This is a genomic window from Streptomyces sp. CA189, from assembly GCF_056428985.1.
This window is the reverse complement of the sequence record NZ_JBWJVM010000035.1, coordinates 46531-71250: the sequence shown is the minus strand read 5'-3', so window position 1 is coordinate 71250 and position 24720 is coordinate 46531. Positions and strand designations below refer to the sequence as shown.

The following is a 24720-nucleotide window of genomic DNA, read 5'->3' as shown; positions in this document are numbered from 1 at the left end:
CGCGGTGCTGCCCACAGGGCCTTCGGGTGTCGTACGTTCTCCAGTACATTCACAGCGAGCCAGCGAAGATCCCGTCTCGCACAGTCACAAGGAGTGTCATCGGAAGATGGCCGGTCCCGCCTTCCGCGCCGCCGCCGTACGGGTGCGCGTTCCCGCCAGCAGTGCCAACCTCGGCCCGGGCTTCGACGCCTTCGGGCTGGCCTTGGGGCTTTACGACGACGTCGTCGTACGCGTGGCCGATTCCGGCCTGAACATCGACATCGCGGGCGAAGGTGCCGACACCCTGCCGCGGGACGAGAGCCACCTCCTCGTACGTTCCATGCGCACCGCCTTCGACCTGCTGGGCGGCCAGCCGCGCGGCCTCGAAGTCGTCTGCGCCAACCGCATCCCGCACGGCCGTGGTCTCGGCTCCTCCTCCGCCGCGATCTGTGCGGGCATCGTGGCCGCCCGCGCGGTGACCATAGGCGGAGAGGCCAAGCTCGACGACACGGCGCTGCTGGAGCTGGCCACCGAGATCGAGGGCCACCCCGACAACGTCGCCGCCTGCCTGCTCGGCGGTTTCACCCTCGCGTGGATGGACGGCGGCAGCGCCAAGGCGATCCGCATGGAGCCCGCCGATTCCATCGTTCCGGTGGTCTTCGTCCCCTCCAAGCCGGTCCTGACGGAGACCGCGCGCGGCCTGCTGCCGCGCACCGTCCCGCACGTGGACGCGGCCGTCAACGCGGGCCGCGCGGGTCTGCTCGTAGAGGCCCTGACCAGGCGTCCCGAGTTCCTGCTGCCGGCCACCGAGGACCGTCTCCACCAGGAGTACCGGTCCCCGGCCATGCCCGAGAGCGTGGCGCTCGTGGCCAGACTGCGGGCGGACGGCATTCCCGCGGTGATCTCCGGCGCGGGCCCCACGGTCCTCGCGCTGGTCGACAACGGTGCGGCCGACAAGGTCGCACGGCTCGCGGGTGAGGGGTGGGCGGCCAACCGGCTCGCACTCGACGCCGCGGGCGCGAGCGTACTTCCGCTGGGAACCCAGGGCGGCTGATCCGCGCAGTAGAGGACACAGCCGGCCAGGGGCGGGCGGCCAGGGCAGGCCGCCCGCGCGGAGCCCGCGCGAAACCCGCGCGGATGGGCTCGATAGCCGGTGATGGAGAGGGGGAATGTCTGTTGGATCCGGTAGTGTTAGTCTCAAGTGCGCATCCGAAGCCGCCATGGCTTGGTGCTCAGTGTCCCTATCAGGGACCACCTTTCTTCCGGGAGCCTCCCCGACTGCTTTGATCGCTGCCAGCAGTTTCGAGCACGCTCCGGAATCGGCGTGATATTCCCACGCTTCCAGCTCGGGGGCTTCTCGCCGGAACCACCCACGCACATGCACGTTTGCACGTTTCTCTCCGCCGTATCTCTATCGGCGGACCACCGCCCCGGCTGCAGTCCGCACCTCATCACGGACTGCCGTCGACAGCACAACCGGTCGCCGAGCCAGACAGGCCGACGTCCGCTCCAGGGAAGGACCCTTCGTGAGCGACACCACCGATCTGATGGGCGCTGCCGACACCAACGTCGACACCAGTGCCCCCGCCGAGGGCGCCGCGCCGACCAAGCGCCGCCGCTCCGGCACCGGCCTTGACGGCATGGTCCTGGCCGAGCTCCAGCAGGTCGCGTCGGGCCTCGGCATCAGGGGCACCGCGCGGATGCGCAAGGGCCAGCTGATCGAGGTCATCAAGGAGGCGCAGGCGGGAAGCGGCGCCCCCAAGGCCGCGGCCTCCGCGCCCGCCGCGGCGTCTGCCGAGGCCGGCGAGACCAAGCCGAAGCGCCGCGCCACCAGCAAGGCCCGTACGGGCGAGGCCGCCGCCGAGGCGCCCGCCGAGAAGACCGCCGCGCAGGCCCAGATCGACATCCCGGGCCAGCCCGCAGGTGGCCCCTCCCGCGCGAGCGAAGCCGAGCGCGGTGGAGAGGACGCACCGGTCGGCGAGCGCCGCCGCCGGCGTGCCACCGCCCCCTCCGGCAGCCCCGAGGGTTCGGCCCCCGCCGCCGCCGTACAGGTGGAGCAGAAGCCCGAGACCGTCGCTCCGGCCGCACAGGCCGAAGCGAAGGCCGAGGCCGCCACCGCTCCCGCCGGCCAGGCCCAGGGCCAGGACGGCGAGGGCCGCGGCCGCCGCGACCGCCGCGAGCGGGGCAACGACCGCGCCGACGGCCGTCGCGAGCGCCGTGACCGCGGTGCCAAGGCCGACGACCAGGGCCAGGGCGCCCAGGGTCAGAGCCAGGGCCAGGCCGGTCAGGCCGGCCAGGGCCAGCAGGGCGGCCGCCAGGACCGGACCGACCGTCAGGACCGCCAGCAGGGCGGCCGCGGCCAGGGCCAGGGTTCGAACCAGGGCGGCCAGGGCCAGCAGGGCGGACGCCAGGAGCGGGACCGTCAGGACAACGGCCCGCAGGACGACTTCGACGAGGACGGCCGTCGTGGCCGTCGCGGCCGCTACCGCGACCGCCGTGGCCGTCGCGGACGCGACGAGTTCGCCCCGGTCGAGACGCCGGTCGCCGACGACGACGTCCTGATCCCCGTCGCGGGCATCCTCGACATCCTCGACAACTACGCGTTCATCCGGACCTCGGGCTACCTGCCCGGCCCGAACGACGTGTACGTCTCCCTCGCACAGGTCCGCAAGGCCGGTCTGCGCAAGGGCGACCACACCACCGGTGCGGTCCGTCAGCCCAAGGACGGCGAGCGCCGCGAGAAGTTCAACGCGCTCGTGCGCCTGGACTCGGTCAACGGAATGGCGCCCGAATCCGGCCGCGGCCGCCCGGAGTTCCAGAAGCTGACCCCGCTCTACCCGCAGGACCGGCTCCGCCTGGAGACCGACCCGGGCGTGCTGACCACCCGCATCATCGACCTCGTGTCGCCGATCGGTAAGGGCCAGCGCGGTCTGATCGTGGCTCCGCCGAAGACCGGTAAGACCATGATCATGCAGGCGATCGCCAACGCGATCACGGTCAACAACCCCGAGTGCCACCTGATGGTCGTCCTGGTCGACGAGCGTCCGGAAGAGGTCACCGACATGCAGCGGTCGGTGAAGGGCGAGGTCATCTCCTCGACCTTCGACCGCCCGGCCGAGGACCACACCACCGTCGCCGAGCTGGCCATCGAGCGCGCGAAGCGCCTCGTCGAGCTGGGTCACGACGTGGTCGTCCTGCTGGACTCCATCACCCGCCTGGGACGCGCGTACAACCTCGCCGCCCCCGCCTCCGGCCGCATCCTGTCCGGTGGTGTCGACTCGACCGCGCTGTACCCGCCGAAGCGCTTCTTCGGTGCCGCGCGCAACATCGAGGACGGCGGCTCGCTGACCATCCTGGCCACCGCGCTGGTCGACACCGGCTCGCGCATGGACGAGGTGATCTTCGAGGAGTTCAAGGGCACCGGCAACATGGAGCTCAAGCTCGACCGGAAGCTCGCCGACAAGCGCATCTTCCCGGCCGTCGACGTGGACCCCTCGGGCACCCGCAAGGAGGAGATCCTCCTCAACAGCGAGGAGCTCGCCATCGTCTGGAAGCTGCGCCGGGTGCTGCACGCGCTCGACTCGCAGCAGGCCATCGAGCTGCTCCTCGACAAGATGAAGCAGACGAAGTCGAACGCCGAGTTCCTCATGCAGATCGCGAAGACGACCCCGTCGGGCAAGAACGACGACTGACGTCTCCCCGCAGCACCACCTGCGTGACCGCCGACCGCCCCCGCCGCACCCGCGACGGGGGCGGTCGCGTCATGTCCGGGCCTACTGGGCCTATGGGGCCTATGGGGCCTACGGGGCCCGCGGGCCCCGCGCGGCCTTGCGCGGTCTACGCCACTTCGTGCGCCGATGCGACCTTTGCCACACTCCGTACGCCGGTCGCCCCTCGGAGTCACCCCGCACCCCCGGGGGAAAACAGCAGGTGGGAGGAGTGTCGCGCGGTGTTCGGCCGGTGCGGCCCGACGGGGCGGGCGGTTTCCGCGCGCCCGGGGCCGTGGAACCCTGGACGGCTTCCGCCCGTCCTTGTCTGAGGGAGCGGGGAGCGTACCGAGCAGAGACAGGCGGGCAGAGCAGAGCATGAGCCAGGACAACAGGGGCCACGGCCGCAGGGCCGGCGCGAGCCGACGCCGACGGAAGCCGGCCACGCGCCGCAGGGCCGTCGTCATCGCCGCGTGGACCGCCGCCGGCGTGGTCCTCCTGGGCGGTGCGGGGCTCGGCTACTTCTACTTCAAGTTCAACGGCAACCTCAAGACGGTCGACATCGACGCCGCCCTCGGCAAGGACCGCCCGCAGAACGTGGACGACGGCTCGATGGACATCCTCGTTCTCGGCTCCGACTCCCGCGGCGGCGACAACGGGGAGTACGGCCATGACGACGGCGGCTCCGCACGCTCCGACACGGCGATGATCGTCCACCTCAACGAGGGCCACACCAAGGCCACCGTCGTGTCGATACCCCGCGACACCCTCGTGACCAGGCCCTCCTGCAAGCTCTCGAACGGCAAGAGCGACCCGGGCGGCCCGCGCAAGATGTTCAACGAGTCGTACACCGTCGGCGGGGCCGCCTGCGCGGTCGCGACCGTGGAGAAGCTGTCGGGGATCCGCATGGACCACTACCTCGAAGTCGACTTCACGGGCTTCAAGGAGATCATCGACAAGCTCGGCGGCGTCGAGGTGACGACCACCAAGCCGATCAAGGACGACTACAGCCACCTGAACCTGCCCGCCGGGACCAACAGGCTGAACGGCGAGCAGGCCCTCGGCCTCGTCCGCACCCGCCACGGCGTCGGCGACGGCGGCGACCTGGGCCGAATACAACTCCAGCAGGCCTTCATCAAGGCGCTGATCAAGCAGGTCAAGAGCATCGGCGTCTTCGACAACCCGAAGAAGCTGCTCGACGTGGCCGACACCGCCACCAAGGCCATCACCACGGACAAGGCGCTCGGCGACGTGAAGTCCCTCATGGGGTTCGCCCAGGGCCTGGAGGGCATCAGCCCCGAGAACATGCACATGATCACCCTGCCGGTGACCGGGGACACCCGTGACCCCAACCGGGTCGTCCCGCTCACCAGGGAGTCCAAGATGGTCTGGGACGCCCTGCTGGCCGACCAGCAGGTCCCCGCCGAGGCCACCGCGAACTCGGCCGGCGACAAGGGCACGGCCGGCACGGTCGTCCAGTAGTCCGAAACGCCCGGTCGGACGGGTTCCGCCGGGCCGCGGAATAGATGCGGGCCCCCCTCCGTTGAGGGAGGCGTCCTCAGAATTTTGACAGGCAGCCCGGTCCTGGCAGACTGGTCTGTCGGCCCCGGTTCACGCAGCGCGCAATTCGGCTCCTGCGACCCGGCGCCCTCCCGAATCTAGGAGACACCTTGAAGCGCGATACCCACCCCACGTACGTCGAGACCCAGGTCAGCTGCACCTGTGGCGCGTCGTTCACCACCCGTAGCACCCTGACCGAAGGCTCCATCCGAGCCGAGGTCTGCTCCGAGTGCCACCCGTTCTACACGGGCAAGCAGAAGATCCTCGACACCGGTGGCCGCGTGGCCCGCTTCGAGGCCCGCTTCGGCAAGGCTGCACAGAAGTAGCGAGCCTCAGGCGCCGGTCTCCGGCTGCACCCTGTTCGCACGGGGGCAGCCGGACCGGCGCCTTTCTCGTCCCGCAGCCCTTTTCTTCACATTCACCATCTTCAGGAGCCCCCGATGTTCGAGGCGGTCGAGGAACTGATCGGCGAGCACGCCGATCTTGAGAAGAAGCTCGCCGACCCTTCGGTCCACTCGGATCAGGCCAACGCGCGCAAGCTCAACAAGCGCTACGCGGAGCTGACCCCGATCGTCGCGACCTTCCGTGCCTGGAAGCAGTCCGCCGAGGACATCGAGACGGCGAAGGAGTTCGCGGCCGACGACCCGGACTTCGTGGCAGAGGTCAAGGAACTGACCGCACAGCGCGAAGAACTCACCGAGAAGCTCCGCCTGCTGCTCGTTCCGCGCGACCCCAGCGACGACAAGGACGTGCTCCTGGAGGTCAAGGCGGGTGCGGGCGGCGACGAGTCGGCCCTGTTCGCCGGCGACCTGCTGCGCATGTACCTGCGCTACGCCGAGCGCGTGGGCTGGAAGACCGAGATCATCGACGCCACCGAGTCCGAGCTCGGCGGCTACAAGGACGTCCAGGTCTCCGTCCGCACCAAGGGCGGCAACGGCGCCACCGAGCCCGGCCAGGGCGTCTGGGCCCGCCTGAAGTACGAGGGCGGCGTGCACCGCGTCCAGCGCGTGCCGGCCACCGAGTCCCAGGGCCGCATCCACACCTCCGCCGCCGGCGTGCTCGTCACCCCGGAAGCCGAGGAGGTGGAGGTCGAGGTCAACATGAACGACCTCCGCATCGACGTGTACCGCTCCTCGGGCCCCGGCGGCCAGTCCGTCAACACCACCGACTCGGCCGTGCGCATCACGCACCTGCCGACCGGTGTGGTCGCCTCCTGCCAGAACGAGAAGAGCCAGCTCCAGAACAAGGAGCAGGCGATGCGCATCCTGCGCTCGCGCCTGCTGGCCGCCGCCCAGGAAGCCGCCGAGCAGGAGGCCTCCGACGTGCGCCGCAGCCAGGTGCGCTCCGTGGACCGCTCCGAGAAGATCCGTACGTACAACTACCCGGAAAACCGGATCTCGGACCACCGGACGGGCTTCAAGGCGTACAACTTGGACCAGGTGCTCGACGGAGACCTCGACCCGGTCATCCAGGCCTGTGTGGACACGGACTCCGCCGCCAAGCTCGCGTCCGCGCACTGAGTCCCCCCGCAGAACCGCACCACCCCGCAGGACCCCGCACCACCCCCCGTACGACAGCAGCCCGGAGGACCAGCGTGAACTTGCTGCTTGCCGAGGTGGCCCAGGCCACCCAGCGGCTGGCCGCCGCCGGCGTGCCCTCACCGCGTTTCGACGCGGAGGAGCTCGCGGCCTTCGTGCACGGCGTCAAGCGGGGGGAACTCCACCACGTCAAGGACGCGGACTTCGACGCCCGCTACTGGGAGACCGTCGCCCGCCGCGAGGCGCGCGAGCCGCTCCAGCACATCACCGGCCGCGCCTTCTTCCGGTACCTGGAGCTCCAGGTCGGGCCCGGGGTCTTCGTGCCCCGGCCCGAGACCGAGTCGGTCGTGGACTGGGCCATACAGGCCGTCCGGGCGATGGACGTCGTCGAACCGCTGATCGTGGACCTGTGCACCGGGTCCGGGGCCATCGCGCTCGCCATGGCGCAGGAGGTGCCGCGCTCGCGCGTGCACGCCGTCGAGCTGTCCGAGGACGCGCTCCAGTGGACCCGTAAGAACGCCGAGGGCTCCCGGGTCACCGTCCACCAGGGCAACGCGCTGAGCGCCCTGCCCGAGCTGGACGGACAGGTCGACCTGGTCATCTCGAACCCGCCGTACATCCCGCTCACCGAGTGGGAGTACGTGGCCCCCGAGGCCCGCGACCACGACCCCGAGATGGCGCTGTTCTCCGGCGAGGACGGCCTGGACACCATCCGCGGCATCGAGCGCACCGCGCACCGGCTGCTGCGGCCCGGCGGCATCGTCGTCGTCGAGCACGCCGACACCCAGGGCGGACAGGTCCCGTGGATCTTCGCCGAGGAGCGGGGCTGGGCCGACGCCGCCGACCACCCCGACCTCAACAACCGCCCGCGCTTCGCGACCGCCCGCAAGGCCCTGCCGTGACCGGCCCTGCTTCGAGCGGCGCAGTCACCGCGCGCATTCCCGCCACGACCCTGCTGCACGAGGAGGCCCGCTGATGGCCCGGCGATACGACTGCAACGACGCGACGGACCGCAAGACGGGCCTGCGTGAAGCCGCCTCCGCCGTACGCCGCGGCGAGCTCGTCGTGCTGCCCACCGACACGCTGTACGGGATCGGCGCGGACGCCTTCAGCGCGGAGGCCGTCGGCGACCTGCTCGCCGCCAAGGGGCGCGGCCGCAACATGCCCACCCCCGTCCTCATCGGCTCCCCGAACACCCTGCACGGCCTGGTCACCGACTTCTCCGAGCAGGCGTGGGAGCTCGTCGACGCCTTCTGGCCGGGCGCCCTGACGCTGGTCGCCAAGCACCAGCCCTCGCTGGCGTGGGACCTGGGCGAGACCGGCGGGACCGTGGCCGTACGCATGCCCCTGCACCCCGTCGCGATCGAGCTGCTGACCGAGGTCGGTCCGATGGCGGTGTCCTCGGCGAACCTGACCGGACACCCGGCGCCGGAGGACTGCGACGCGGCGCGCGAGATGCTCGGCGACTCCGTGTCCGTGTACCTGGACGGCGGCCCGACCCCGGGCATCCAGCCCTCGTCGATCGTCGACGTGACCGGGAAGGTTCCCGTCCTGCTGCGCGAGGGGGCACTGACCGCCGAGCAGCTGCGCGAGGTCGTACCCGACCTCGAGGTGGCCCCGTGAGCCCTGAGGGGCGTGGCATAGCCGGGGACAACACCTTCCGCATACTCCACGTCAGCACCGGCAACGTGTGCCGCTCGCCCATCACCGAGCGGCTGACGCGGCACGCGCTGTCCCACCGGCTCGGTGGCCCCGTCACCGGCGACCTGATCGTGGAGAGCGCAGGCACCTGGGGCCACGAGGGCGCGCCCATGGAGGCCAACGCGGCCGCCGTGCTGGCCGACTTCGGGGCCGACGCCTCCGGCTTCACCGGCCGGGAGCTCCTGGACGAGCACGTCATACGCGCGGACCTGGTCCTGACCGCCACCCGCGACCACCGTGCCCAGGTGATCTCGATGGGGCACTCCGCGGGGCTGCGCACCTTCACCCTGAAGGAGTTCACCCGGCTGGTGCGGGCGATAGACCCGGCGACGCTGCCGCCGCTGGAGGACGGGATGGTGGAGCGGGCCCGTGCGCTGGTTCGGGCGGCCGCCGCGTTGCGGGGGTGGCTCCTCGCGCCGTCCCCCGACGCCGATGAGGTGTACGACCCGTACGGGGCGCCGATCACCTTCTTCCGCTCGATCGGCGACGAGATCAACCAGGCGCTGGAGCCGGTGGTCACCGCGCTGACCGGGGTCAAGACCTCCCGCTGACCTGCCGCGCCGTTGTGGGGGGCGCTGCCCCCGAGCCCCCGCGCCTCAAACGCCGGCGGGGCTGAAAGATCGGGGCTCCGCCCCGGACCCCGCGCCTCAAACGCCGGCGAGGCTGGATTTGCCCAGCGGGGCGAATGTGCCGCAGGGCGGGATCGGCAGGGGCGGCCTACAGTGGCTGGTACCCGGTACGCGGTACCCCCCTGGAGTCGCGCCATGAGCGTCATCACCCAGCCCCTGGACCTGCTGCGGCAGCAGGATCCGCAGATGGCCGACGTCCTCGACGGGGAGCGGCAGCGACAGGCGACGGGGCTGCAGCTGATCGCCGCCGAGAACTTCACCTCGGCCGCCGTGCTCACCGCACTCGGATCGGCCCTCGCCAACAAGTACGCCGAGGGGTACCCCGGGGCCCGCCACCACGGCGGCTGCGAGTACGCCGACCTCGCCGAGCAGATCGCCGTCGAGCGGGCCCGCGCCCTCTTCGGCGCCGAGCACGCGAACGTGCAGCCGCACTCCGGATCCGCCGCCGTCCTCGCCGCGTACGCCGCGCTGCTGCGGCCCGGGGACACCGTGCTGGCCATGGGGCTTCCGTCCGGGGGACACCTCACCCACGGCTCGCCCGCCAACTTCTCCGGCCGCTGGTTCGACTTCGTCGGGTACGGGGTGGACGCCGCGACCGGGCTCATCGACTACACCCGGGTGCAGCGGCTCGCGCACGAGCACCGGCCCAAGGCCATCGTGTGCGGGTCCATCTCCTACCCGAGGCACCCCGAGTACTCCGTCTTCCGGGAGATCGCCGACGAGGTCGGGGCCTACCTGATCGCCGACGCCGCCCACCCGATCGGGCTGGTGGCCGGCGGGGCCGCGCCCAGCCCCGTGCCCTACGCCGACATCGTCGTCGCCACCACCCACAAGGTGCTCCGGGGCCCGCGCGGCGGGATGATCCTGTGCGGGGCCGAGTTCGCGGAGCGGATCGACCGGGCGGTGTTCCCCTTCACCCAGGGCGGCCCGCAGATGCACACCATCGCCGCCAAGGCCGTGGCCTTCGGCGAGGCCGCCGGGCCCGCCTTCACCTCGTACGTGCACCGGGTGGTCGCCAACGGCCGCGCCCTGGCCGACGCGCTCGCCGCCCGCGGATTCGTGATCACGACCGGGGGGACCGACACCCACCTGATCACCGCGGACCCCGCACCGCTGGGCCTCGACGGCCCGGGCGCCCGGGGCCGGCTGGCCGCCGCCGGCATCGTGCTGGACACCTGCGCCCTTCCCTACGGTGACCAGCGCGGCATCCGCCTCGGCACCGCGGCGGTGACGACGCAGGGCATGGGCGAGGCGGAGATGGGCCGCATCGCCGCGCTGTTCACGGCATCGCTGACCGGCGGGGAGCCCACGAAGATCCGTAAGGACGTCAACGAGCTGGTGGTCAGTTTTCCGCCGTATGGGGTTTAAACCGGGCAAGAGCGACGTACCGCAACCGGGATGCGGCCCCTGCGCGTCCCCGACAGTGAGTACTTCGCAGCTAGTGTGTGGGGCTGAGATGGCCGGCGATACATCTGGGGCAGCCCGTGCGTGAATATCTGCTGACGCTTTGCGTCACGGTCGCGGTGACTTATCTACTCACCGGGCCCGTGCGGAAGTTCGCGATCGCCGTGGGCGCGATGCCGGAGATCCGTGCCCGCGACGTGCACCGGGAGCCCACTCCGCGGCTCGGCGGCATCGCGATGTTCGGCGGACTGTGCGCCGGTCTGCTCGTCGCGGACCACCTGCAGAACCTCAACGGGGTCTTCGAGCTGTCGAACGAGCCGCGGGCCCTGCTCTCCGGGGCGGCCCTGATCTGGCTGGTCGGCGTGCTCGACGACAAGTTCGAGCTCGACGCCCTGATCAAGCTCGGCGCACAGATGATCTCCGCCGGCGTGATGGTCATGCAGGGCCTGACCATCCTGTGGATCCCGGTCCCGGGCATCGGAACGGTCCTGCTCACCCCGTGGCAGGGCAACCTGCTCACCGTGGCCCTCGTCGTGATCACGATCAACGCGGTGAACTTCGTGGACGGCCTCGACGGCCTCGCCGCCGGCACGGTCTGCATCGCGGCCTGCGCGTTCTTCCTCTACGCGTACCGGATCTGGTTCGGCTACGGGATCGAGGCGGCCGCGCCCGCGACGCTCTTCGCCGCGATCCTGATGGGCATGTGCCTCGGCTTCCTGCCGCACAACATGCATCCCGCCCGGATCTTCATGGGCGACTCCGGCTCGATGCTCATCGGCCTGGTGCTGGCGGCCGCCGCCATCTCCATCACCGGACAGGTGGACCCGGACGCGATGGCGCTCTTCGCGGGCGGCGAGCGCAACGCGACCTACGCGATGCTGCCGGTCTTCATCCCGCTGATCCTGCCGCTCACGATCATCGCGATCCCGATGGCGGACCTGATCCTGGCCATCGTGCGGCGCACCTGGAAGGGCCAGTCGCCCTTCGCCGCGGACCGCGGCCACCTCCACCACCGGCTGCTGGAGCTCGGGCATTCGCACAGCCGGGCGGTGCTCATCATGTACTTCTGGTCAGGCCTGATCGCCTTCGGCACCGTGGCGTACTCGGTGCATTCCGCCTCGATGTGGATCGTGCTGGCGATCGCCGCCCTGAGCGCCGTGGGTCTGATCCTGCTCCTGCTGCCGCGCTTCACCCCGCGGGCCCCGCGGTGGGCGGAGCGGCTGGTCCCGCCGCGCTACCGGCACGCGGAACGGGCCGCGGAGGCGGCCCTGCAAGACGACTCCGCGACCGAGCCGGAGCCGGCCCGGCCGATCGTGGCAGGTGTGTCCGGCGTCAACGGGGCAACCGCCATCGGCCACCGTTCGCGCTTCCCCGACCGGCGTAAGGCCGGGTCCTCGCACTGACTCCCGGAGAGCATGTCGGACATGAACGTCCTTTACCAGACAAGCCACTTGGTTGTCGCGCACACACGCGCAGGGTCACTCTCATGTGTGACAGTCCGCACACCCCCTGAGTAAAGCTCTCATCAAATACTTTGTGATACCGTTCACTAAACCCGGCGACAGAGCCGAAGGACCGTAGTGCGACGGTCCATTGGCCCGAGGTTCCCACTCGGACCGGGCTTACGCTCGTCCTGTACGAGTCCCGTGCCCCCACCATCACGCGGAGCAAACCGCCATGCGGTCAGATGACGTCCGATCCCTCCTGCAATCCGCCGTTCCCACGGCTGTCGCCGGCGCTCTCGCCGCCGTCATCAGTGGCATCGTCGCCGGTGGCAAGGGGGCCCTGGGCGCCGTCGTGGCGACAGTGTTGGTGATGCTGTTCATGGGCATTGGATTCCTCGTACTGCAGCGCACGGCGAAATCACTGCCGCACCTGTTCCAGGCCATGGGGCTCATGCTCTACACCGCCCAGATCCTGCTGCTCTTCGTCTTTCTCGCCGTGTTCAAGAACACGACCCTGTTTAACCCCCGGGCCTTCGCCATCACGCTCGTCGTCGCCACCCTGGTGTGGATCGGCGCACAGGCGCGTGCTCATATGAAGGCCAAGATCCTCTACGTCGAACCTGACTCGATGAAGGGCGACAAGCCCGGAAATTCGGGTCAGAAGTCGTGAGGGGTAGGGGCGGAATAAGTACGCGTTCGGGATGCTGCTATCGTCCGGTTTCAACTGTGGCAATGCGGGCGCGGGCATCTGAGCTGACGCCTGTTCCATCGCGAGGCTCGATGCCCGACCGCCGCCCCCACATCCGTTACACCAGTCCAGTGCCGAACAGCGGCTGTCCGCCGCGCCGACACAACGAGGTTGCCGTACCTATGCGCCACGCTGAAGGAGCCCGCGGTGAGTGCTGACCCGACGACGGTGCTCGCCTTCGAGACCGATTGCCACATCTTCGACGGTTGTGGATTCCCGGCTCCCGGCCTGCACTCGTTCCTGTTCGAGCCGATCTTCGGGGACGGTGACAGCAGTGCGTACTTCAACAAGACGATGTTGCTCGCCCTGCTCGGTTCGGTCGTCATCGTCGCCTTCTTCTGGGCCGCCTTCCGCAAGCCGAAGGTCGTCCCGGGCAAGCTGCAGATGGTCGCCGAGGCCGGCTACGACTTCGTGCGCCGCGGCATCGTCTACGAGACGCTGGGCAAGAAGGAGGGCGAGAAGTACGTCCCCCTGATGGTCTCGCTGTTCTTCTTCGTCTGGATCATGAACCTCTGGTCGATCGTTCCGCTCGCCCAGTTCCCGGTGACGGCGATCATCGCGTACCCGGCAGGCCTCGCGGCCATCGTGTACGTGATCTGGATGAGCGTGACGTTCAAGCGTCACGGCTTCGTCGGCGGCTTCAAGAACCTGACCGGCTACGACAAGTCGCTCGGCCCGGTTCTGCCGATGGTCATGGTCATCGAGTTCTTCTCGAACGTCCTGGTGCGCCCGTTCACCCACGCGGTCCGACTGTTTGCGAACATGTTCGCCGGTCACACCCTGCTGCTGCTCTTCACGATTGCCAGCTGGTACCTGCTGAACGGCATCGGGATCGCCTACGCCGGCGTCTCGTTCGTCATGGTGATCGTGATGACGGCCTTCGAGCTGTTCATCCAAGCTGTCCAGGCGTACGTCTTCGTCCTCCTCGCCTGCAGCTTCATCCAGGGCGCGCTGGCCGAACACCACTGATCCAGGTCCAGTCCGCTAGACCCCCGTATTCGTCCGGTGGCCAACCCCCACCGGTCCGTGAAAGAGAAGGAAGAACTGGCATGTCCCAGACCCTTGCTGCCGTCACCGGCTCCCTCGGCTCCATCGGTTACGGCCTCGCTGCCATCGGCCCCGGCGTCGGCGTCGGCATCATCTTCGGTAACGGCACCCAGGCTCTTGCTCGTCAGCCCGAGGCGGCCGGCCTGATCCGCGCCAACCAGATCCTCGGCTTCGCCTTCTGTGAGGCGCTCGCCCTCATCGGTCTGGTCATGCCGTTCGTCTACGGCCCGTGATCCTCGGATCCACGACCACCCCCTAGACGAAAGGCACTGATGTGAACCTCATGGTTCTCGCGAGCGAGGAAATTCAGAGTCCTCTGATTCCGCCGCTCCCCGAGCTCGTCATCGGCCTGATCGCCTTCGTCATCGTCTTCGGCTTCCTCGCCAAGAAGCTCCTCCCGAACATCAACAAGGTTCTGGACGAGCGTCGCGAGGCCATCGAAGGCGGTATCGAAAAGGCTGAGGCCGCTCAGACCGAGGCCCAGAGCGTGCTGGAGCAGTACAAGGCCCAGCTCGCCGAAGCCCGGCACGAGGCCGCGCGCCTGCGCCAGGAAGCGCTGGAGCAGGGCACTGCACTCAAGGAAGAACTGCGCGCAGAGGGCCAGCGGCAGCGTGAGGAGATCATCGCTGCCGGTCACGCCCAGATCGCGGCCGACCGCAAGGCTGCCTCTTCCGCCCTCCGTCAGGACGTCGGCAAGCTGGCGACCGACCTGGCCGGAAAGCTCGTAGGCGAGTCCCTCGAGGACCACGCCCGGCAGAGCCGCACGATCGACCGCTTCCTCAGCGAGCTTGAGGAGAAGGCCGAGGCCGCCCGATGAACGGAGCGAGCCGCGACGCGCTGGCCACCGCCCGCGAGCGTCTCGACGCGCTGACGGACAACACGTCCGTCGACGCGGCGAAGCTCGCCGGCGAGCTGGCGGCCGTCACCGCGCTGCTCGACCGTGAGGTCTCGCTGCGTCGGGTCATCACGGACCCGGCGCAGTCCGGCGAGGCCAAGGCCGAGCTGGCCGGTCGTCTGCTCGGCGGCCAGGTGGGCGGGGAAACCCTCGACCTGGTGTCCGGCATGGTCCGGTCCCGCTGGTCGCAGTCCCGTGACCTGGTGGATTCGCTCGAGGTCCTGGCGGCCACCGCCGACCTCACGGCGGCCCAGAGCAGCGGAGGCCTCGACGACGTCGAGGACGAGCTGTTCCGGTTCGGCCGGATCGTCACTTCGAGCACCGAGCTGCGCGCAGCACTGACCGACCGGTCGGCCACCGCCGCCGCCAAGAGCCAGCTGCTGCGCAGCCTGCTCGGCGGCAAGGCGAACGCCGTCACCGAGCGGCTGGTCACGCGTCTCGTCACGCACCCGCGTGGACGTAGCCTGGAAGCGGGCCTCGAGTCCCTTTCCAAGGTCGCCGCCGAGCGTCGTGGCCGCATGGTCGCCACCGTGACCACTGCGGTTCCGCTCAGCGACGTCCAGAAGCAGCGTCTCGGCGCGGTGCTGGCCAAGCTGTACGGCCGCCCGATGCACCTGAACCTCGACCTGGACCCGACGGTCCTCGGCGGGATCTCGGTGCGGGTCGGCGACGAGGTCATCGACGGCACCATCTCGGACCGCATCGCAGAGGCGTCCCGACGCATGGCCGGCTGACCAGCCACAAAATTAGTACGAAGCATTCCTAGCGGCCCGGTTGGGCCGTGCAGAACTTGCAGAAGATTCCTGGGGGTCGCCCCCAGACCCCTAAGAAGCTTCAGGCCCAACAAGGAGAGCAGGGAACCCAGATGGCGGAGCTCACGATCCGGCCGGAGGAGATCCGGGACGCACTGGAGAACTTTGTCCAGTCGTACCAGCCGGACGCGGCCTCGCGCGAGGAGGTCGGTACGGTCAGCGTTGCCGGCGACGGCATCGCGAAGGTGGAGGGCCTGCCCTCCGCCATGGCGAACGAGCTGCTGAAGTTCGAGGACGGAACCCTTGGTCTCGCCCTGAACCTCGACGAGCGCGAGATCGGCGCCGTCGTCCTCGGCGAGTTCAGCGGTATCGAGGAGGGCCAGCCGGTGCAGCGCACCGGTGAGGTGCTCTCCGTCGGCGTCGGCGAGGGTTACCTCGGCCGCGTTGTCGACCCGCTCGGCAACCCGATCGACGGCCTCGGCGAGATCGCGACCGAGGGCCGCCGCGCCCTCGAGCTGCAGGCCCCCGGCGTCATGGTCCGCAAGTCGGTCCACGAGCCGATGCAGACCGGCTACAAGGCGATCGACGCGATGGTGCCGGTCGGCCGTGGTCAGCGTCAGCTGATCATCGGTGACCGTCAGACCGGCAAGACCGCTCTGGCCGTCGACACGATCATCAACCAGCGCGACAACTGGCGCTCGGGCGACGTGAACAAGCAGGTTCGCTGCATCTACGTCGCCATCGGCCAGAAGGGCTCGACCATCGCGTCCGTTCGCGGCGCCCTGGAAGACGCCGGTGCGCTCGAGTACACGACGATCGTCGCCGCCCCGGCGTCCGACCCGGCCGGCTTCAAGTACCTGGCGCCGTACACCGGTTCGGCCATCGGCCAGCACTGGATGTACGCCGGCAAGCACGTCCTGATCATCTTCGACGACCTGTCGAAGCAGGCCGACGCCTACCGCGCCGTGTCGCTGCTGCTGCGCCGTCCGCCGGGCCGCGAGGCCTACCCGGGCGACGTCTTCTACTTGCACTCCCGTCTGCTGGAGCGTTGCGCCAAGCTCTCCGACGACATGGGTGCCGGTTCGATGACCGGTCTGCCGATCGTCGAGACCAAGGCGAACGACGTGTCGGCGTTCATCCCGACCAACGTCATCTCCATCACCGACGGCCAGTGCTTCCTTGAGTCCGACCTGTTCAACGCGGGCCAGCGCCCGGCGCTGAACGTCGGCATCTCGGTCTCCCGCGTCGGTGGCTCGGCCCAGCACAAGGCCATGAAGCAGGTTTCCGGCCGTCTGCGCCTGGACCTCGCCCAGTACCGCGAGCTGGAGGCGTTCGCCGCCTTCGGCTCCGACCTGGACGCCGCTTCGAAGGCCTCGCTGGAGCGCGGCAAGCGTCTGGTGGAGCTGCTGAAGCAGGGCCAGTACCAGCCGATGCCCGTCGAGGAGCAGGTCGTCTCCGTCTGGGCCGGCACCACCGGCAAGATGGACGACGTCCCGGTCAACGACATCCGTCGCTTCGAGTCGGAGCTGCTGGACCACCTGCGCCTCGAGCGCAAGGAGCTCCTCACCTCCATCGCGGACGGCGGCAAGATGTCGGACGACACCCTGTCCTCCATCGCGGACGCCATTGCCGCCTTCAAGCGGCAGTTCGAGACCTCGGACGGCAAGCTCCTCGGCGAGGACGCGCCGGCCGTCAACGTCTCCAAGTGACGACGGAAGGGACCTGACTCATGGGAGCGCAGCTCCGGGTCTACAAGCGTCGCATCCGTGCCGTCACGGCGACCAAGAAGATCACCAAGGCGATGGAAATGATCGCCGCCTCGCGCATCGTCAAGGCGCAGCGCAAGGTGGCGGCATCGATGCCGTACGCGACCGAGCTCACCCGTGCGGTGACCGCGGTGGCGACCGGTTCGAACACCAAGCACGCCCTGACGACCGAGGTCGAGGCACCGGTGCGAGCCGCGGTCCTGCTCATCACGAGCGACCGCGGTCTGGCCGGCGGCTACTCCTCGAACGCCATCAAGCAGGCGGAGCGGCTCACCGAGCGGCTGCGCGGCGAGGGCAAGGAGGTCGACACGTACATCGTCGGCCGTAAGGGTGTCGCCTACTACGGCTTCCGCGAGCGCAAGGTCGCGGAATCGTGGACCGGCTTCACCGACAGCCCGGCCTACGCCGACGCCAAGCGCGTCGCGGCGCCGCTGATCGAGGCCATCCAGACGGTTACGGCCGAGGGTGGCGTCGACGAGCTGCACATCGTCTACACGGAATTCGTGTCGATGATGACGCAGAACGCGGTGGACGGCCGGATGCTGCCGCTCAGCCTCGACAAGGTCGAAGAAGAGGGCGGTGCGAAGGGCGAGATCCTTCCGCTGTTCGACTTCGAGCCGTCGGCGGAGGACGTCCTCGACGCCCTTCTGCCGCGCTACGTCGAGAGCCGCATCTACAACGCACTGCTGCAGTCGGCCGCTTCCGAGCACGCCGCCCGCCGCCGCGCGATGAAGTCGGCTACCGACAACGCCGGGGATCTCATCAAGAGCCTCTCCCGGCTTGCCAACGCGGCCCGCCAGGCCGAAATCACCCAGGAAATCAGCGAGATCGTCGGTGGCGCGAGCGCCATGGCTGACGCGACCGCGGGGAGTGACAAGTAATGACGACCACTGTTGAGACGGCCGCCGCCACGGGCCGCGTCGCCCGGGTCATCGGCCCGGTCGTCGACGTGGAGTTCCCCGTCGACGCCATGCCCGAGATCTACAACGCCCTCAAGGTCGAGGTCGCAGACCCGGCCGAGGACGGCAAGCTCAAGACGCTGACCCTCGAGGTCGCGCAGCACCTGGGTGACGGCCTGGTCCGCACCATCTCCATGCAGCCCACCGACGGTCTGGTCCGCCAGGCCACGGTGATCAACACGGGCGAGGGCATCACCGTCCCCGTCGGTGACTTCACCAAGGGCAAGGTGTTCAACACTCTCGGTGAGGTGCTGAACTACCCGGAGGAGAACGCCAACGTCACCGAGCGCTGGCCGATCCACCGCAAGGCGCCCCGCTTCGACGAGCTCGAGTCGAAGACCGAGATGTTCGAGACCGGCGTCAAGGTCATCGACCTTCTCACCCCGTACGTCAAGGGTGGAAAGATCGGTCTGTTCGGTGGTGCCGGTGTCGGCAAGACCGTTCTGATCCAGGAAATGATCTACCGCGTCGCCAACAACCACGACGGTGTGTCGGTCTTCGCGGGCGTCGGTGAGCGTACCCGTGAGGGCAACGACCTCATCGAGGAAATGGCCGAGTCGGGCGTCATCGACAAGACGGCGCTTGTCTTCGGCCAGATGGACGAGCCCCCGGGCACCCGTCTTCGCGTCGCCCTTGCCGGTCTGACCATGGCGGAGTACTTCCGCGATGTGCAGAAGCAGGACGTGCTCTTCTTCATCGACAACATCTTCCGTTACACCCAGGCCGGTTCGGAGGTGTCGACCCTTCTGGGCCGCATGCCGTCCGCCGTGGGTTACCAGCCGAACCTGGCTGACGAGATGGGTCTGCTGCAGGAGCGCATCACCTCGACCCGCGGTCACTCGATCACCTCGATGCAGGCGATCTACGTCCCCGCGGACGACCTGACCGACCCGGCGCCGGCCACCACCTTCGCCCACCTCGACGCGACGACGGTTCTTTCCCGTCCGATCTCCGAGAAGGGCATCTACCCGGCCGTGGACCCGCTGGACTCGACGTCCCGCATCCTCGACCCGCGGTACATCGCGGCGGACCACTACGCCACGGCGATGCGCGTCAAGGGGATCCTGCAGAAGTACAAGGACCTCCAGGACATCATCGCGATCCTCGGTATCGACGAGCTGGGCGAGGAGGACAAGCTCGTTGTCCACCGTGCCCGTCGTGTCGAGCGCTTCCTGTCGCAGAACACCCACGTCGCCAAGCAGTTCACCGGCGTCGACGGTTCGGACGTTCCGCTCGAGGAGTCCATCGTTGCCTTCAACGCGATCTGCGACGGAGACTACGACCACTTCCCCGAGCAGGCGTTCTTCCTGTGTGGTGGCATTGAGGACCTCAAGGCCAACGCCAAGGAGCTGGGCGTCTCCTGAAGCCGCGCTCATTCGTGAGCACAGCTGACTGACGGAGAGGGGCGGGTGTGTCCCGTCCCTCTCCTCACGCCCATTAGAATTTGACCCAACACCCGGCCATTCCGCCGGGTGGTGACCCGAGGAGCCTCCATGGCTGCTGAGCTGCACGTCGAGCTGGTCGCGGCGGACCGGAATGTCTGGTCCGGCGAGGCCACCCTGGTTGTCGCCCGCACCACGTCCGGCGACATCGGCGTCATGCCCGGTCACCAGCCGCTTCTCGGTGTGCTGGAATCGGGCCCGGTGACCATCCGTACCAGCGGGGGCAACACTGTTGTCGCCGCGGTGCACGGCGGATTCATCTCGTTCGCGGACAACAAGTTGTCGCTGCTGGCCGAGATCGCCGAGCTTGCCGACGAGATCGATGTCGAGCGGGCGGAGCGGGCACTGGAGCGCGCGAAGGCGGAGACCGATTCGGTCTCCGAGCGTCGCGCCGATGTCCGGCTGCGCGCGGTTTCGGGGCGCTGAGCCCCGGTACTGGTAAGAGTTTCAAACCTCAGCCGCGGCCTGTTCCGGAATTTTCCGGACCGGGTCGCGGCTGAGGCGATACGGGTCCCCCAGACTCCGTCTGGCAGGAACGCTGTCGTTTTGGGTTATTCGATGAGCGAGGAGGTCGGTGAAAGATGCTCCTCGCTCTGCTTGTGAGCGGCCTGGTCGTCGTGGCCCTGGTGGTGATCGGGCTGTTTGTGTTCGGGCTGCGCCGCAGGCTGATCCAGCGCTCCGGCGGCACCTTCGACTGCAGCATGCGCTGGGGCGTGTCCGAGGAACCCGACGTCTCCGGCAAGGGCTGGGTGTACGGGGTCGCGCGCTACAGCGGTGACCGCATCGACTGGTTCCGCGTCTTCAGCTACTCCCCGCGGCCGCGCCGGCTGCTGGAGCGGTCCTCCATCGAGGTCATCGCCCGCCGTGCGCCCGAGGGCGAGGAGGAGCTGGCCCTGCTCTCCGACGCCGTCGTACTCTGCTGCGCGCACCGCGGCACCCGCCTGGAACTGGCGATGAGCGATGACGCGCTGACCGGTTTCCTGGCCTGGCTGGAGGCGGCTCCGCCCGGGCAGCGGGTGAACGTCGCCTGAGGGCCGGCGGCGCCGGGTCGTCCCCGCCGGACGGAGTCCGGTGCAGCGGCGCGAAGCCGGGGAGGCCCCCTGGGGGCCGAGCCGTGCGAGCGGCGCGTGAAGAAGAAGAAGAAGCCGGGGGAGACGGGGGCGGACCCGTCTCTCCCGGCTTCGGTCTTTCTACTGGAGTCCGCTGTGGATCGCGGAGGCCAGCTCACCGTTCGTGGTGTCGCCGCTGAACTCCCAGAAGAAGGCGCCCTTGAGGCCCTGCTGCTTGGCCCAGGTCATCTTCCCGGCGATGGTGGCGGGGGTGTCGTAGCTCCACCAGTTGCTGCCGCACTTGGCGTAGGCGGTGCCGGCGATGGTGCCGGTGGCCGGGCAGCTGCTCTTGAGCACCTTGTAGTCCTCGATGCCCTGCTCGTACGTGCCGGCGGCCGGGCCGGTGGCGGTGCCGCCGGGGGCGGCCTGGGTGACGCCGGTCCAGCCGCGGCCGTAGAAGCCGATGCCGAGGTTGAGCTTGGAGCCGGTGATGCCCTTGCCCTTGAGCTTGGTGATGGCGGCCTCGGAGTTGAACCCGGCGGTCGGGATGCCGCTGTACGACGTGAGCGGGGAGTGCGGGGCCGTCGGGCCCTGCGCCGCCCAGGCGCCGAAGAAGTCGTAGGTCATCACGTTGTAGAAGTCGACGTACTGCGCCGCTCCCGCGTAGTCCGCGGCGTCCAGCTTGCCTCCGTTGGAGCCGTCGGCGGAGATGGCGGCGGTGACCAGGTTGCTCGCGCCGAACTTGGTGCGCATGGCCTGCATCATGTTCTTGATGGAGGCCGCTCCGCTGGTGTCGCAGGTCAGGCCGCAGGCGTTCGGGTACTCCCAGTCCAGGTCGATGCCGTCGAAGACGTCGGCCCAGCGCGGGTCCTCGACCAGGTCGTAGCAGGACTGGGCGAAGGCGGCCGGGTTCTGTACGGCCTGGCCGAAGCCGCCGGACCAGGTCCAGCCGCCGAAGGACCACAGCACCTTGATGTTCGGGTACTTCTTCTTCAGCTCGCGGAGCTGGTTGAAGTTGCCGCGCAGCGGCTGGTCCCAGGTGTCGGCGACGCCGTCGACGCTCTGGTCGGCGGTGTAGGCTTTCTCGTAGTCGGCGTAGGAGTCACCGATGGTGCACTTGCCGCCCTGGACGTTGCCGAAGGCGTAGTTGATGTGGGTGATCTTCGCAGCGCTGCCCGAGGTGACCAGGTTCTTCACGTGGTAGTTGCGGCCGTAGACGCCCCAGTTCGTGAAGTAGCCGAGCTTGACCGGGCCGCCCGGCGGCGGGGGATCGACGACTCCGCCGGTGGTGGTCACCGAGAGGACGCCGGAGGAGGGTCCGGTCTGGTCGATGGTGTCGCGGGCGGTGACCGTGTAGGCGTAGGCCGTGCCCTTGGTCAGGCCCGAGTCGGTGTACGAGAGGGTGGTGACGGTGGCGATCTTGGTGCCGCCGCGGAAGACGTCGTAGTTCTTGACGCCCTTGTCGTCGGTGGCCGCGGCCCAGCCGAGGGTCAGCCCGGTGTCGGTGACGCCGCTGGCCGTGGGGGTGCCGGGAGCGCTGGGCGGGTTGTCGGTGGGGTTGGTGCCGCCGTCGCAGCTGCCGCCGTTGATCTTGCAGCCGCTGGGGGCGCCGGAGCCCGTGCCGTTGAAGCCGAAGCTGACGGTGGCACCCGGGGCGAGGGTCCCGTTCCAGCCGACGTTCTTGCCGGTCCAGTGGGTGCCCGAGCTGGTGACGGTGGCGTCCCAGGCGGAGGTGACGGCGGTGCCGGCCGGGTAGTCCCACTCCACGGTCCAGCTGCTGAGGGTGGTCGTGCCGGTGTTCTTCACCGTCCACTTGCCCTCGAAGCCGGAGCCCCAGTCGGAGACCTTGGTGTACGTCGCGGTGGCGGAGGCGGCTGCCTCGGCGGGACCGGCGATGGCCACGAGTCCGGCGACGGGCAGGGTGAGGACGGCCAGTGCGGCCGCGACTCTTCGAAACAGCGATGCGCGTCGTGGGGGTGCTGTGCTCAAGGGTGCTCCTCCGAGGTCCGCAGCGGCCGTGGGGACGTCCGCTGCATGGGGGTGGGACCTGCGCCGCCCGTGAGCCTGCCGTATGACGTCTTGTCATGGCACGCTCACCACAGTTGTGCGTGAGAGTAGAAAGGTCTGGACCAACCGTCAAGAGGTCCAGACCTCCTTGAGCACCTCGGACGCATTTCCGGCCGGATTCGCTCTAGATCCCCAACTCCTGCGCCAGCACTGCCGCTTGGACCCGACTGCGCAGCTCCAGTTTGCCCAGTACCCGGCTGACGTGGGTCTTCGCCGTCGCCTCCGCCATCTCCAGGCGCACCGCGATCTCGGCGTTCGACAGACCCTCGCCCAGGCACCCCAGCACCTCCCGCTCGCGCGGGGTCAGGGATTCCACCGTGGCCGGCACGGGTACCCGTACGGGCCGCGGATCCGCGAACTCCGCGATCAGCCGCCGGGTCACCGCCGGGGCGATCAGGCCCTCCCCGCGCGCGACGGTCCGTACCGCCCCGATCAGCTCCGCCGCGTCCGCGTCCTTCAGCAGGAAGCCCGCCGCGCCCGCGCGCAGCGCGCCGAAGACGTACTCGTCCAGGTCGAAGGTGGTGAGTACGAGGACGTCGGCCCAGCCCTCCGCGACCACCCGGCGGGTCGCCGAGACCCCGTCCAGGATCGGCATCTGCACGTCCATCAGCACCACGTCGGGCCGCAGCTCGCGGGCCAGGCGCACGGCCTCCTCCCCGTCCGCGGCCTCGCCCGCCACCTCGATGTCGCCCGCGCTGCGCAGGATCAGGACCAGCCCGGCCCGTACCGCGCTCTGGTCCTCCGCCACCACGACCCTGATCGTCACGTCCGTACCGCCTCTTCTTCCACGGGCAGCGTCGCCCGGACCCGCCAGACCGCGTCCGCGCGGCCCGCTTCGAATGCTCCGCCGAGCAGTTCCGTCCGCTCGCGCATGCCGATCAGGCCGGCGCCCGAGCCGGGTGCGCGGGGGCCGGGGCGTTCCCCGTAGGGGGAGTCGACCGCGACGTGCAGCGCGCCGCCCCGGCCACCGCCCCCGCCCGCGGGGCGGTCGCGGGCCAGGCGGACGGTGACCGTGCCGGGGGCGGCGTGCTTGAGGGCGTTGGTCAGCGACTCCTGGACGATCCGGTACGCCGCCAGCTCCACCGGGGCGGGCAGCGGCTCGCGGGTGCGCCCGGCCTCCGCGGATCCTGCGGGCCGGTCGTCGAGGAGTACGAAGTCCAGCCCGCTCGCGGCCCCGTTCGTACGGGCCTGTTCCAGCAGGGCGCCCAGCCCCTCCAGCGAGGGCGTGGCGACGGCCTCCTGTCCGGCGCCCGCGTCCCGCAGCAGTCCGATCAGGCGGCGCATCTCGGCCAGGCCCTGGACGCTGTTCTCCCGGATCACCCCGAGCGCCTCCCGGCTGGTGGCGGGGGAGTCGATGGAGAGCGCGGCGGTGGAGTGGATGGCGATGGCGGAGAGGTGGTTGGCCACCATGTCGTGCAGTTCCCGGGCCATCCGGGCCCGCTCGGCGACCACCGCCTGCGACCGGTCCATTTCGGCCAGCAGCGCGGTCTGCTCGGCGCGCAGCCGGGCGGCCACGGCGGCCTCCCGGTGGTTGCGCAGGGTGGCGCCGGTCAGTGCAGGGCCGAAGCTCACGATGCCGGTGACCACGCCGATCAGCAGCGCCTGCGGGGTGCGCAGCCAGGCCACGGAGGCGATGGTCACGGCGACGGTGATCAGGCCGGTGGTCACCGGGAGGCGGCGGGCCATGGCCGGTTTTCCGTAGACGACGGCCGCGTACATCAGGTCGGTGAAGATCAGGACGGTGGCCAGGTTCCCCACGGTGAACTGATCGGCGATCAGCCCCGCGGTGCCGACCGCCAGGGTCACCCGGGGCATGCTGCGGCGCAGCAGCTCCATCGCGCCGAGGGCGAGGAGCGGGACCAGGGCCGCCCAGGCCGGGAACAGGTCCCGGGTGGGGGAGCTGTACACCCCGAGCGACCACAGGAGCAGGCCGGCGGCCACGCTGACCACGGCGAGCAGGACGTCGTCGCGGTGCGGTGGCGGGATCTGGGGGGTCACGGACCCATCCAACAGGGTGCGTCCGCGGCGGGCG

Annotated in this window: 23 protein-coding genes; 20 read left to right on the top strand and 3 right to left on the bottom strand. The window is 69.6% G+C overall.

Annotated features, from left to right (window positions below):
• Nucleotides 1–106: 106 nt before the first annotated feature.
• The 20 genes from thrB (at nt 107) to AC061S_RS24640 (ending at nt 20603) form a co-directional block, all read left to right on the top strand.
• Entirely contained in the window at nt 107–1033 is a 927-nt protein-coding gene (thrB, locus tag AC061S_RS24735) for a homoserine kinase (protein WP_243336217.1), read from the top strand.
• Nucleotides 1034–1505: 472 nt separating this feature from the next.
• Complete coding sequence (gene rho / locus AC061S_RS24730; RefSeq protein ID WP_478688089.1) at nt 1506–3671, top strand: transcription termination factor Rho; 2166 nt, start codon at nt 1506–1508, stop codon at nt 3669–3671.
• A 393-nt stretch (nt 3672–4064) separates the two neighbouring features.
• Entirely contained in the window at nt 4065–5168 is a 1104-nt protein-coding gene (locus tag AC061S_RS24725; protein ID WP_478688088.1) for an LCP family protein, read from the top strand.
• Nucleotides 5169–5356: 188 nt separating this feature from the next.
• A complete protein-coding gene (rpmE, locus tag AC061S_RS24720; RefSeq protein ID WP_243336220.1) occupies nt 5357–5572 on the top strand; it encodes a 50S ribosomal protein L31 in 216 nt (71 codons plus the stop codon).
• 114 nt (nt 5573–5686) lie between these two features.
• The gene (prfA, locus tag AC061S_RS24715; RefSeq protein WP_243336221.1) at nt 5687–6766 is read left to right on the top strand and encodes a peptide chain release factor 1; all 1080 of its coding nucleotides are present in this window, start codon (nt 5687–5689) and stop codon (nt 6764–6766) included.
• Between the two features lie 74 nt (nt 6767–6840).
• A complete protein-coding gene (prmC, locus tag AC061S_RS24710) occupies nt 6841–7686 on the top strand; it encodes a peptide chain release factor N(5)-glutamine methyltransferase (RefSeq protein WP_478688087.1) in 846 nt (281 codons plus the stop codon).
• Between the two features lie 73 nt (nt 7687–7759).
• Nucleotides 7760–8407, top strand: coding sequence for an L-threonylcarbamoyladenylate synthase (locus tag AC061S_RS24705; RefSeq protein WP_112448421.1), 648 nt, complete (start codon nt 7760–7762; stop codon nt 8405–8407).
• Nucleotides 8404–9036 (top strand): arsenate reductase/protein-tyrosine-phosphatase family protein, encoded by a 633-nt coding sequence (locus AC061S_RS24700; RefSeq protein WP_243336224.1) that lies wholly within the window; start codon nt 8404–8406, stop codon nt 9034–9036. Before AC061S_RS24705 ends, AC061S_RS24700 begins: the two co-directional genes overlap by 4 nt.
• 213 nt (nt 9037–9249) lie before the next feature.
• Nucleotides 9250–10482 carry a serine hydroxymethyltransferase gene (locus tag AC061S_RS24695; protein WP_478688086.1) on the top strand — a complete coding sequence of 411 codons (1233 nt, stop codon included), beginning with the start codon at nt 9250–9252 and terminating at the stop codon, nt 10480–10482.
• 104 nt (nt 10483–10586) lie between these two features.
• Complete coding sequence (locus AC061S_RS24690) at nt 10587–11921, top strand: MraY family glycosyltransferase (RefSeq protein WP_478688104.1); 1335 nt, start codon at nt 10587–10589, stop codon at nt 11919–11921.
• 274 nt (nt 11922–12195) lie between these two features.
• Entirely contained in the window at nt 12196–12633 is a 438-nt protein-coding gene (locus AC061S_RS24685) for a Cg1360 family ATP-synthase-associated protein (protein ID WP_399376844.1), read from the top strand.
• 210 nt (nt 12634–12843) lie between these two features.
• The gene (gene atpB, locus AC061S_RS24680; RefSeq protein WP_385369356.1) at nt 12844–13680 is read left to right on the top strand and encodes a F0F1 ATP synthase subunit A; all 837 of its coding nucleotides are present in this window, start codon (nt 12844–12846) and stop codon (nt 13678–13680) included.
• Between the two features lie 80 nt (nt 13681–13760).
• Nucleotides 13761–13991, top strand: a complete 231-nt coding sequence (gene atpE, locus AC061S_RS24675; protein ID WP_030768902.1) for an ATP synthase F0 subunit C — start codon at nt 13761–13763, stop codon at nt 13989–13991.
• A 50-nt stretch (nt 13992–14041) separates the two neighbouring features.
• Complete coding sequence (locus AC061S_RS24670; protein WP_478688085.1) at nt 14042–14575, top strand: F0F1 ATP synthase subunit B; 534 nt, start codon at nt 14042–14044, stop codon at nt 14573–14575.
• Nucleotides 14572–15387 (top strand): F0F1 ATP synthase subunit delta, encoded by an 816-nt coding sequence (locus AC061S_RS24665; RefSeq protein WP_478688084.1) that lies wholly within the window; start codon nt 14572–14574, stop codon nt 15385–15387. Before AC061S_RS24670 ends, AC061S_RS24665 begins: the two co-directional genes overlap by 4 nt.
• Before the next feature lie 131 nt (nt 15388–15518).
• On the top strand, nt 15519–17114 hold the full coding sequence (gene atpA / locus AC061S_RS24660) for a F0F1 ATP synthase subunit alpha (protein ID WP_243336230.1): 1596 nt from the start codon (nt 15519–15521) through the stop codon (nt 17112–17114).
• A 20-nt stretch (nt 17115–17134) separates the two neighbouring features.
• The gene (locus tag AC061S_RS24655) at nt 17135–18052 is read left to right on the top strand and encodes a F0F1 ATP synthase subunit gamma (protein ID WP_243336231.1); all 918 of its coding nucleotides are present in this window, start codon (nt 17135–17137) and stop codon (nt 18050–18052) included.
• A complete protein-coding gene (gene atpD / locus AC061S_RS24650; RefSeq protein ID WP_243336232.1) occupies nt 18052–19494 on the top strand; it encodes a F0F1 ATP synthase subunit beta in 1443 nt (480 codons plus the stop codon). The genes AC061S_RS24655 and atpD overlap by 1 nt, the downstream gene beginning before the upstream one ends.
• Nucleotides 19495–19623: 129 nt before the next feature.
• Nucleotides 19624–19998, top strand: coding sequence for a F0F1 ATP synthase subunit epsilon (locus tag AC061S_RS24645; protein ID WP_478688083.1), 375 nt, complete (start codon nt 19624–19626; stop codon nt 19996–19998).
• A 155-nt stretch (nt 19999–20153) separates the two neighbouring features.
• Nucleotides 20154–20603: a DUF2550 domain-containing protein gene (locus AC061S_RS24640; protein WP_243336234.1), complete on the top strand. Its 450-nt coding sequence runs from the start codon at nt 20154–20156 to the stop codon at nt 20601–20603.
• A gap of 159 nt (nt 20604–20762) precedes the next feature.
• Here AC061S_RS24640 and AC061S_RS24635 read toward each other — a convergent pair whose 3' ends face one another.
• The 3 genes from AC061S_RS24635 to AC061S_RS24625 all read right to left on the bottom strand — a co-directional run bounded on the left by AC061S_RS24635 (nt 20763) and on the right by AC061S_RS24625 (nt 24698).
• Nucleotides 20763–22610 (bottom strand): glycosyl hydrolase family 18 protein, encoded by a 1848-nt coding sequence (locus tag AC061S_RS24635; protein ID WP_478688082.1) that lies wholly within the window; start codon nt 22608–22610, stop codon nt 20763–20765.
• Between the two features lie 202 nt (nt 22611–22812).
• Nucleotides 22813–23454: a response regulator gene (locus AC061S_RS24630; protein ID WP_478688081.1), complete on the bottom strand. Its 642-nt coding sequence runs from the start codon at nt 23452–23454 to the stop codon at nt 22813–22815.
• Nucleotides 23451–24698, bottom strand: a complete 1248-nt coding sequence (locus AC061S_RS24625) for a sensor histidine kinase (RefSeq protein ID WP_478688080.1) — start codon at nt 24696–24698, stop codon at nt 23451–23453. The genes AC061S_RS24630 and AC061S_RS24625 overlap by 4 nt, the downstream gene beginning before the upstream one ends.
• Between the last annotated feature and the right edge of the window lie 22 nt (nt 24699–24720).

Coding starts and splice junctions, on each gene's coding strand:
- thrB (WP_243336217.1), top strand. CDS start 107: ATGGCCGGTCCCGCCTTCCGCGCCGCCGCCGTACGGGTGCGCGTTCCC.
- AC061S_RS24725 (WP_478688088.1), top strand. CDS start 4,065: ATGAGCCAGGACAACAGGGGCCACGGCCGCAGGGCCGGCGCGAGCCGA.
- prfA (WP_243336221.1), top strand. CDS start 5,687: ATGTTCGAGGCGGTCGAGGAACTGATCGGCGAGCACGCCGATCTTGAG.
- AC061S_RS24705 (WP_112448421.1), top strand. CDS start 7,760: ATGGCCCGGCGATACGACTGCAACGACGCGACGGACCGCAAGACGGGC.
- AC061S_RS24695 (WP_478688086.1), top strand. CDS start 9,250: ATGAGCGTCATCACCCAGCCCCTGGACCTGCTGCGGCAGCAGGATCCG.
- AC061S_RS24685 (WP_399376844.1), top strand. CDS start 12,196: ATGCGGTCAGATGACGTCCGATCCCTCCTGCAATCCGCCGTTCCCACG.
- atpE (WP_030768902.1), top strand. CDS start 13,761: ATGTCCCAGACCCTTGCTGCCGTCACCGGCTCCCTCGGCTCCATCGGT.
- AC061S_RS24670 (WP_478688085.1), top strand. CDS start 14,042: ATGGTTCTCGCGAGCGAGGAAATTCAGAGTCCTCTGATTCCGCCGCTC.
- AC061S_RS24665 (WP_478688084.1), top strand. CDS start 14,572: ATGAACGGAGCGAGCCGCGACGCGCTGGCCACCGCCCGCGAGCGTCTC.
- atpA (WP_243336230.1), top strand. CDS start 15,519: ATGGCGGAGCTCACGATCCGGCCGGAGGAGATCCGGGACGCACTGGAG.
- AC061S_RS24655 (WP_243336231.1), top strand. CDS start 17,135: ATGGGAGCGCAGCTCCGGGTCTACAAGCGTCGCATCCGTGCCGTCACG.
- atpD (WP_243336232.1), top strand. CDS start 18,052: ATGACGACCACTGTTGAGACGGCCGCCGCCACGGGCCGCGTCGCCCGG.
- AC061S_RS24645 (WP_478688083.1), top strand. CDS start 19,624: ATGGCTGCTGAGCTGCACGTCGAGCTGGTCGCGGCGGACCGGAATGTC.
- AC061S_RS24640 (WP_243336234.1), top strand. CDS start 20,154: ATGCTCCTCGCTCTGCTTGTGAGCGGCCTGGTCGTCGTGGCCCTGGTG.